This is a genomic window from Nostoc sp. PCC 9305 (genome assembly GCF_963920915.1).
Lineage (GTDB): Bacteria > Cyanobacteriota > Cyanobacteriia > Cyanobacteriales > Nostocaceae > Nostoc.
In genome coordinates this window covers 21141-30690 of record NZ_CAWUDN010000098.1, presented here as the reverse complement: position 1 = coordinate 30690, position 9550 = coordinate 21141, and the positions used below count along the sequence as shown (strand labels likewise).

General features: G+C 40.6%; 5 protein-coding genes. 3 read left to right on the top strand and 2 right to left on the bottom strand.

Annotated features, from left to right (window positions below):
• The first annotated feature begins 402 nt into the window (after window positions 1–402).
• From ACM0OX_RS27890 to ACM0OX_RS27880, 3 genes are all read left to right on the top strand, one after another.
• Window positions 403–1593, top strand: coding sequence for a sigma-70 family RNA polymerase sigma factor (locus tag ACM0OX_RS27890; protein WP_414518229.1), 1191 nt, complete (start codon window positions 403–405; stop codon window positions 1591–1593).
• A gap of 25 nt (window positions 1594–1618) precedes the next feature.
• The gene (locus ACM0OX_RS27885) at window positions 1619–2824 is read left to right on the top strand and encodes a DUF1822 family protein (RefSeq protein WP_414518228.1); all 1206 of its coding nucleotides are present in this window, start codon (window positions 1619–1621) and stop codon (window positions 2822–2824) included.
• A gap of 555 nt (window positions 2825–3379) precedes the next feature.
• Window positions 3380–5785, top strand: a complete 2406-nt coding sequence (locus tag ACM0OX_RS27880) for a CHASE2 domain-containing protein (protein WP_414518227.1) — start codon at window positions 3380–3382, stop codon at window positions 5783–5785.
• 14 nt (window positions 5786–5799) lie between these two features.
• On the opposite strand, the gene ACM0OX_RS27875 is transcribed toward ACM0OX_RS27880, so the two are convergent.
• Window positions 5800–7302, bottom strand: coding sequence for an HlyD family efflux transporter periplasmic adaptor subunit (locus tag ACM0OX_RS27875; RefSeq protein ID WP_414518225.1), 1503 nt, complete (start codon window positions 7300–7302; stop codon window positions 5800–5802).
• A gap of 29 nt (window positions 7303–7331) precedes the next feature.
• Entirely contained in the window at window positions 7332–9524 is a 2193-nt protein-coding gene (locus ACM0OX_RS27870) for a peptidase domain-containing ABC transporter (RefSeq protein WP_414518223.1), read from the bottom strand.
• Window positions 9525–9550: the final 26 nt, after the last annotated feature.

Genomic DNA, 9550 nt, shown 5'->3' with positions numbered 1-9550 from the left:
CCAATTTATCGGGGGATTTAGGGGGATCTACGACGATTTTGGTTTTCTAGAAAGACGTGTGTACACCGTAGCCGCTTGCGGGGAGGGGTTGGGGGTGGGGTGTTAGGGACTTTTGCAAGAGGTCTAATATCTTGCTAGACCTTCTCAACCAATGTTGACTCGAACTATGCCGCATTTATGCAACGCTTAAAATCGCTTTTTACGCCAATTTAACTTTAAAATAACTAAATTATCTAGATTCAACAGAATATGAGTAGAGTTATCTTCAAAAAACATCAGGGAATAAAATATGTGTGCTATGGAATTGCACATTAGCAAACCAGTATCTTGCAATTGTCCACAGAGGTATCTGCGGCTTTGATAGTTGCTTAAGTTCGGATAAATTGAAATTTTTAACTGCTTATGCGTCCTCGTCAAAAAATTATCGAGATGTTCTCAACCTTCGTTGAGTTGGAAGGAGATAGATTCAGCAAATGGTTGATTGATATCAAACTACATCGAAATATTCAAAATTGCTTGGAGTCTTCACCATTCGTCCCTAACTCAGAAAATTTTTGGGCATTACATTGGCACAAGTGCTGGCGAGAGGAATCTAATAGCCTTGCTAGAATGCATTTATCTGCTTATTTACAGGAACCAAATTATTGGGCTGCTAAAAAAACAATTGCCAAATTTACAAATAGTCAACATAGCCTAGCAGATTATTTTCAGATGGCGAATGCTGAAATTGAAACAATTCTCAAAAATTTTAATCAAGAAAAATGCTCTAGCTTAAAAGCCTATGCTACTATGGCAGTTCCCAGTCGGCTAAAAGATATTTTACGCCAACGCAAAGAAGCTGATATCTGCACAAATTGGGCATTGTTACGCAAAGTAAGCAAAAAGCAGTTATTAGAAGCTCTTGCTCAAGCTGGATTATCACCGATTCTAATTGCCCAATATCGACTAGCCTGGACTTGTTTTAAAGAGCTGTATGTTCAAAACCAACCAGGTGGCACAAAGTCACTACCAGAACCAGAACCCCAACTTTGGGAAGCTATTGTCAACCTCTACAACCGCGATCGCCAAAATCAGTTAACTCAACCTACTCCAGAATCCACGAGAGAGAAAATTGAACAGTGGCTAACCCAGGCAGCTATCTACGTGCGTGGTTATCTGTATCCACCTATTAGTTCTTTAAATTTAGCAATATCAGAAGATGAGTCCACAACAACTTTTGATTTGCCAGATCCATCCTCTGACTCATTAATCGCTCAGATGATAGCCCAAGAGGATACCCAAGATCAACAAAATCAACAATCTCAGATTGAAGATGTTTTGTTAAAAAAATTACAAACCCTTGAGGTAAAAACTCAGGAAATACTTAAACTTTACTACCAACAGGGGTTAACTCAGCCACAGATTGTAGAACACCTACAAATTAGTCAGCCTACTGTTTCTCGCCGACTGTTCAAAGCTAGAGAATCAATGCTTTCAGCATTGATCCAATGGAGTCAAGATACGCTTAATATTTCTGTGACTTCCAACCTAGTTAATAATATGAGTAGTGCTTTGGAAGAATGGTTGCAAGTTAAATATGGGGAATCTCGCTGAGATTATGAAGGATGAGGTAGTAAAAATGACTTCCGCTTTTACAGAACCGCAGGAACTATTGTTAGAAATATCACCATCATTACAGACAAGTTCTTGGCAAGAAAGCCAAATGTACGCCACACCTAGCAGTCGCTGGCGTGCTTACATGAATCAAATTTGCCTGCATGGGTTTTTGAATTGGGTAAAAGCTGAATATGTTCCAGAAGCAAGTATCTGGCACAGTTCCCCTGGTATTCCTGCTTTTTGGGAATTTGTCAATGGCACAGCAATTTTGTTAAACCAAAAGCGAGTCGTTTTAATTCCTAGCGAGGCAATTGATGATAGCGAGTTAGAAGTTCCTCAAGAATGGGTAGACATTCCTACTTGGGCAGCAGACTATTATTTAGCAGTGCAAGTCACACCAGATGGCGAGTGGGTAAGAATTTGGGGCTACATAACCCATCAAAAACTTAAATCACTAGCAGACTACGACCAAGTAGATAGGACTTATTGTATAGATGCACGGCACTTAATTAAAGACCTTAATGCTTTTTGGATGACCTACCAATTTTGTGGAACAGAGGAGATGAAAGGTGCGATCGCTCCACTACCAGAATTATCGACTGTTGAAGCAGAAAATATTGTGCAGCGGTTAAGTAATTCCTCTGTAACATTTCCTAGGCTTGCAGTGCCATTTACAACCTGGGGAGTGCTACTAGAAAATGAGCAATGGCGGCTGCGTTTGTACCAAGAAAGACTGCGATATCTACAACAGGCTGCGCCTACGCAATTTTCACAAGTACAAGTGAATCTCAGTCGTTGGCTGGAGCAGATTTACGATGCTTCTTGGCAAGCTATAGAGACTTTTTTTGAGCCAAACTCCAGTAGCCTAGCTTTTAATTTCCGCACTTCTTCTGGGTTAAATGCTACCGCTATCAAACGCGCCAAGCTGATTGACTTAGGAATGGAAATAAAGGCTCAAAAAGTTATTTTATTAGTTGCCTTAATACCAGAAGTTAACCAACAAGTTAGGATTCGCGTGCAGCTACATCCAGCTTGTAATCAACCTTACCTACCTGATACTATCAAGCTAGTTTTACTTTCAGATCGAGGGGAAATACTTCAACAAGTACAAGCAAGAATTCAAGATATTTATGTGCAGTTGAAACTTTTTGATGGGCAAGTTGGAGAATGTTTCAGCATCCAGATCGATCTGAATAATTATCAAATAACAGAAAATTTCATAATTTAGTTATTAGGAGCCAGCAGTGTCAAATTAGTGTTGATTGGGAGCATCCTTAACTGAACCGTATTGAGATATAAGTAGTCCATCCTTTGCTTGTACCCTTAGTTTGTTTGATAAAAAAGGCGATTTGATATCTGACATACTTACAGCAATTTTCATGTATTTGAACCACATATGTCGTAAGGGCACAGCAATACCCATTGGTGTCAATTTAAGCCAAAACCCTTGGAAAATATCGTTTTCAGCCTCTGGCTGGAAATGCTACTCTTGGCGGCTCTGCCGCGAGTTCGGGAGGCGGAGCCTCAATGAGAGGCATTCCCAGTCGGAGAATGGGAACGAGATAATCTGCTGAAAGCTTTTTCTAGACTGGCTTTAACCTTAAGTTTACAACTCTTTTGCGGCGGCTTGTAAACGTTGTTTTTCCTCGAAGCTCATAGGTTTAGCCCAAATTTGTCTTGTGTAGCCCATATACTACACTTTCCTTTGGAATTTTTGCATAAGTAGAATGCTCCCTCTTGATTAGTCATTAGTTAATCACGAATGGTAAAGTCCACTTAACTTATGAGTAAGCTAGTTGTCTTCAGCTTCTTGGGAGGAGATTTAAATCAAGGATTTCCTGTTGTCACGGCTCAACTTTGGTGTCATAACCAATTTGTACCCGTGAAATTAACAGGGAGTCTACCACCAGCACCAGAACTAAGCGAACTCTACCGCAGATGGCAGTTACTCTACACAGGAGTTCATCAACGCCTGGGTAGCCATCAACGGATAAAAGTACATTCACAAGACATAACCAATATTTCTATCAATGACTTCGATGAAGTGTGTCAACAGCTACAAGTGAATATTAATACTTGGTTGAGATTTGAGTCATTTCAGAATATTGAACGGAAGTTGCGAACTCTACTCAGTTGTCATGATGAAATTAGAGTAATTATTGAAACAAATATAGTTCTACTGCATCGCTTGCCTTGGCATCTGTGGCATTTTTTTGAAGATTACTCGAAAGCGGAATTAGCTTTGAGCAATCATGAGTATGAATCTCCTCAGCTATTACAAAAATCTCCTACAGGTAAAGTCAAAATTTTAGCAATTCTAGGCAATAGGGTTGGTATTGATATTGAGAAAGACGCCTCTTTGTTACAAGGTGTGACAGATGCCAAAACCACCTTTCTTATAGAACCAACACGGCAAACACTTGATGAGTACTTATGGAATCAGGATTGGGATATTCTATTTTTTGCCGGACATAGCAATAGTCTCGCTGACGGAGAAATTGGGGAAATCTGCATCAATCAAACAGAAAGTTTAACAATCTCGCAGTTGAAAAATGGACTTAAGGCAGCAATTAGACGCGGTTTACAACTGGCAATTTTCAATTCTTGTGACGGAATTGGTTTAGGAAGAAATTTAGCTGATTTAAACATTCCCCAAATGATTGTAATGCGGGAAGGAGTACCAGATTTAATAGCACAGGAATTTTTAAAAAACTTTCTTACCGCCTTTGCAGATAACAAACCATTTTACTTGGCTGTGCGAGAAGCGCGAGAAAGACTTCAAGGATTGGAAAATGAATTTCCTTGTGCTAGTTGGTTGCCAGTCATCTGTCAAAATCCTACGACTGTTCCTACTACCTGGCAAGAACTGCGTGGCAATTTTTCTGATACTAAATTTGTGGGTAAAGTTTCGACAAAAGATAAAATTGCGACATCAAAATCTAAATTTTGGAATGTACTACTTAGTACTTTGATTGTGGCTGTTTCAACGGTAGGTTTGAGATATTTGGGAGTCTTTGAGAAAATCGAACTGCAAAGTTTCGATCAAATTCTACGGTTGCGACCTAAAGAAGACCCAGATCCAAGGTTGATAATTGTAGAAATTACTGAAAAAGATATTCAATCACGACAAGAGATGACCAAAGGACTGAAATCCATTTCGGATAGTACGTTAGCTAAATTGCTCAACAAATTACAAAAGTATCAACCGCGAGTTGTTGGACTGGATATTTATAGAGATTTAGCTGACCCCCCAAACAAATCAAATCTAATACAACTTCCGACTGAACTTAATAAAGATAATGTTGTTATTGTCTGCAAAAGCAGCGATAGTAAATATGACTCCCAAGGTGTTAAACCTCCGAAAGATGTACCTGTAGAACGTCAGGGTTTTACTGATGCAATTAAAGACCCAGATGGTATCGTCCGTCGGCAAATTTTGATGATGGCACAAGAGCCTTCTTCGACTTGTACAACGCCTTATTCGCTCTCGTTGCAATTAGTTGCTCGTTACTTATCTTATGAAAATATTAAACCTAAATTTAATGAAGATTATGTACAGTTTGGCTCTAAAGTATTTAAACGTTTAAAACCTAGTCGCAGTGGTGCTTATCAACAAGGAGTTGATTTAGGTGGAAATCAAATACTTGTCAATTATCGTAATACAGATTATCAGAGAGTTTCCCTTAATGATGTATTGAGCGATCAATTCGATCGTAAATCTCTGAAAGATAAGCTAGTTCTCATTGGAGTGACAGCTAATACAGTCAGCGATACTTGGTCAACTCCCTACAGTACTGCACAGCAAGATTACCAAGAGATATCAGGGATATTTATACAAGCACAAATGGTTAGCCAAATTTTGAGTGCAGTTTTAGACCAACGTCCAATTCTTTGGGTTTTGCCTTACTGGGGCGATATCCTTTGGATATGCGGTTGGTCTGTAGTTGGGAACCTAATTATTTGGCGGGTGCGATCGCTCTCACATCAGGGATGCGCCATTTTTGTTACAGTTGTTATATTATATGGAGTCTGTGCGATCGCTCTTTTAAAACAAGGGCTATGGTTGCCATTTATTCCTTCTGCCTTTGCCCTGGTTTTAAGCGGTGTTTTAGTTATATTTATTCAAAATCGCCGAGAATTTTCCACTACTCCACAATCATTAGGTAACAGTGGCGAAGAGGTCAATTAAAACGTTTGTCAACGTCATAAATCCGTGATTAACCTCGCCTTGCGGAGTATAAATTGCAGTACAGTTTCTTCACGGGTAATAATATCAACTCTGCCATCCATACCCAATTGAATTTGACATTTCTTTGTACTGCGACCTAAAGCAAGTTTCTCTGGTTCAATTGTGACTTCGTAAAAAGCACCTACAGCAGTTGCTTTTGGGATAGAGTTCGTATCAGCATCAGCATCGTTTTTTTGCGAACTAACAGCATCAGGGGAAATCGCTTTTACTTGGCCATTGAGAGTACCGTAATCAGGATAAGGACAAGCTGTGACTCGCATTTGCACCTTTTGTCCGACTTTTATCTTACCTTTTTCCTGAGAACCGACAGCTGCTTTGATAACTAAAGGTGCATGACTAGGAACAATTTGCACAACTTCCTCTCCAGCCCGGAGAGTTTGACCGGGATTTCTCAAATTTAACTTGGAAATAATCCCGTCTGCTGTAGCGGTAATAGTAGTTTGCTTCAGGTCAATTTCAGCTTGTTTGAATTCGCTAGTATCGCGCTCTAATTGTTTTTCCGTTTCAATTTTCTGTTTGAGAAGTACTTGAAGTTCTCTTTCTAAGGATGCTTTATTCACTTCCCCAGAGGCTTTTTCTTCAGCAATGCGTTCAGTCGCCATTGCTACCTCTGCATTGCTGGGATTGAGAACTGCTTGAGCGCGATCGCGTTTGGCAATAGCCCCATTCACAGCTTGTTTTAGCCGTTCATTTGTTTTTTCTTGGGCTTTATAAGTGGCTTTTTGCGCCTGTACAGCTTGTTGTTGCTGTTTGACAGCCAGTTCTACTTCTTCAAGTTGATCGCGCGATAATGCCCCTTGTTTAGCGGCGCTGTCATATCGGTTCTGCTTTGATGTCGCTGCTCCTAAAGCCGCCTCAGTCGCATGGAGATTAGCTAGTGCTGATTGTAACTGTGCTTGCCCTGCATATAATTCTTCTTGAGCCATTTTGACATTGGCTGATGCTTCTTGAAGTTCAGTGATACTGGTAATTTTTTTGTCTTGATGAGCGCGATCGCGTCCCTGCAATTCCGCTTTAGCAGAGGCGATAGTCCGATTGGTGCGATCGCTTTCAGCTCGAATTTGACTATTTATTGCATTTATTTGCGGAACAGTTTGAATTAGTTGTAACCTAGCTTGTTGAATATTGGTTTGCAACTGGTTTTTTTTAGTTTGCAGTCGAGAATCGTCAATAGTGGCAATTTTATCTCCTTTTTGCAGCGTTTGATTTTCTTTGACGTAAATCTGCATTACCTGTCCTTCTGTCGCCGCCTGTACAATTGGCAATTCACCCGCAGGACGAATAACCGCTTGCCCTTTGACCGTAACTTTATATTTAACAACCGCAGCTACAGGAACAGCTAACGCCAAGGCAAACACGATAAATAGTCCGCCAAATGTAGTCCAACGACTAATTGGTGGGAGAAACTCGTTGTCTTGAACTAAGGGTAAAAAATTTGTTTGAGGGTTACTAATCATAAGTGCTGAATATATATAATTTCCATTAACTAATTCCGAATAACTAAAGAAGATTTCAACCCATTGTTATTAAGATAAATCTCATCAATAAAGCTTAAATGCTCTCCAGGGATATGACGCAATTCTTCTGGAGTTCCTTGAGTTTTTAGGTGTCCATTTTCAAGTAAAACAATCCAATCAGCCCGTTTGATAACTTGAGGGCGGTGGCTAATCATAATTGTGGTTTTACCTTGACGGTGAGCAAGTAATCTATCCAAAACTTGAGTTTCACTTACTGGATCAAGAGCGCCAGTGGATTCATCTAAAATTAATACAGGTGGGTCAGTAACAATGGCTCTAGCTATAGCTAATCTCTGCCTTTGTCCGCCAGAAAGATTTGCACCAAATTCGCCTAAAACAGTTTGATATTTATCGGGTAATTTACTAATGAATTCATCTGCACCAGCAATATGGCAAGCTTTGACTATATTTTCAAAACTAATATTGGGATAACTAAAGCGAAAATTGTCAACAATCGAACGGCTCCAAAAATGAGGTTCTTGGGGAACTAATACGACTTGCTGCCGCAAACATTCTAAAGATAAGTCTTGCTGGTTATATAAGCCATAACGAATATTACCAGATTGGACTTGATATAAACCAGTAATTAATTTGCCAAGAGAGCTTTTTCCACAGCCAGATTGACCGATTAAGGCTATTACTTGACCACCAGGGATGGTTAAAGAAAAATTTTCTAACAGGTCAGTTCTACCAGCATGGTGAAAGTTAATTTGAGAACAAATAATATCTGCGTTCCCAGAAATTTCTGCCCAAGGTTTTTTAAAGTCATTTTCATCTTCTGGCGTAGCATCTATCACCTCTGTCAAGCGTTGAACGACAATTTGAGCAGTGATAAATTGATCAATTAGCCCGACTACTGACCCTAAAAACCCAAGAAAGCTGCCACTCATCCCACTGTATGCCAGCAGTTGACCGATGGATAATGTCTGATTAATCACCAAGCTAGAACCTAACCAGAGTATGCCAATACTCGTCAATTTGGAAAGAATACTAGTGACTGTGCTGCTGTAAAGTCCCAACTTCATCGTAGTCCAGCCTAAGTTTGCAATGCGACCAAAATTTGTCTGATACTCTTGCCAAGCTTGCGGAGTTGCTTGGGTGGTTTTGAGGACTTGAACACCGCGAAAGGTTTCGACTAAGAAGCCTTGATTTTCCGTTCCTTTAACGATGAGGCTGCGGGTTTTTTGGCGCAAGGCGGGAAGAAAAAGCAGGTTGACTCCTGTGACAATGATAAAGGCGGCGACGGAAGCTAGAGTCAGTTCCCAACTATAGAAAAGCATGAAACCCAAGGATACCAGAGCCACAAAAAATTGACTGGGTAAACCAAGGACAATTTGGGAAACGAGATTATTGATGGTATGAACATCTGCAATCCGGCTAACGACTTCTCCACTGCGACGTGCTTCAAAATATGATAGGGGTAAGCGCAACAGTTTTCGCCCGTATTCTAGAATTAGCCCGTATTGCAACCGTTGACCAAAATGACCAATCAGGTGAGATTGTACCAAACCAATGGCATTTTGAATTAGGTTCATGGCAATGACGCCAATTGCCACCGTTGTCAGCAGTTGGGTATCTCCCCGCACTAGCACGTCATCGGTGAGGAGTTGCATCATTAAAGGGGAAGCCAGGGACAACAGCCCGATCGCAAAGTTAATGGCGATCGCCTGAATCAGCAGGTTACGATAGGGTAATATCCGGGCAATGAAGCGCCCAAAACCGCCAATTTTATCTTCTACTTGCTCATAGAAGCGGCTGTCGTCTGGCATCAGCAGCAGCATCACACCATCACTCCAACCCGCCATTAACTCTTTTAAGGTGAGATAACGGATACCAAATGCCGGGTCAGAGATAATACATTTTTTCCCTTTTATACCGTAAAATACCACCCAGTGGTAGCCTTTCCAGTGAATGATCGCGGGTAAAGGGACTTCATTTAATTTCTCAAGTACTTCTGGAGTGGCTTGGACTTGACGAGCATGGAATCCTAGAGTTTCTGCTCCCCGTCTTAAACCTAGCAACGTGGTTCCCCGCGAACCTGTGCCTACTGCTTCTCGCACGCGGTTCATGGCAAAGGTGCGTCCGTAATGTTTGGCAACTGTGGCTAGGCTTGCTGCACCACAGTCTTCTTCACTATGTTGCAATATGCTGTGGTATTTCATTGTTTAATGATTAAAGTAAGTAAACA

Excerpts from the sequence above, each read along its gene's own strand:
- ACM0OX_RS27875 (WP_414518225.1), bottom strand. The coding sequence starts at position 7,302 with ATGATTAGTAACCCTCAAACAAATTTTTTACCCTTAGTTCAAGACAAC.
- ACM0OX_RS27890 (WP_414518229.1), top strand. The coding sequence starts at position 403 with ATGCGTCCTCGTCAAAAAATTATCGAGATGTTCTCAACCTTCGTTGAG.
- ACM0OX_RS27880 (WP_414518227.1), top strand. The coding sequence starts at position 3,380 with ATGAGTAAGCTAGTTGTCTTCAGCTTCTTGGGAGGAGATTTAAATCAA.
- ACM0OX_RS27885 (WP_414518228.1), top strand. The coding sequence starts at position 1,619 with ATGACTTCCGCTTTTACAGAACCGCAGGAACTATTGTTAGAAATATCA.
- ACM0OX_RS27870 (WP_414518223.1), bottom strand. The coding sequence starts at position 9,524 with ATGAAATACCACAGCATATTGCAACATAGTGAAGAAGACTGTGGTGCA.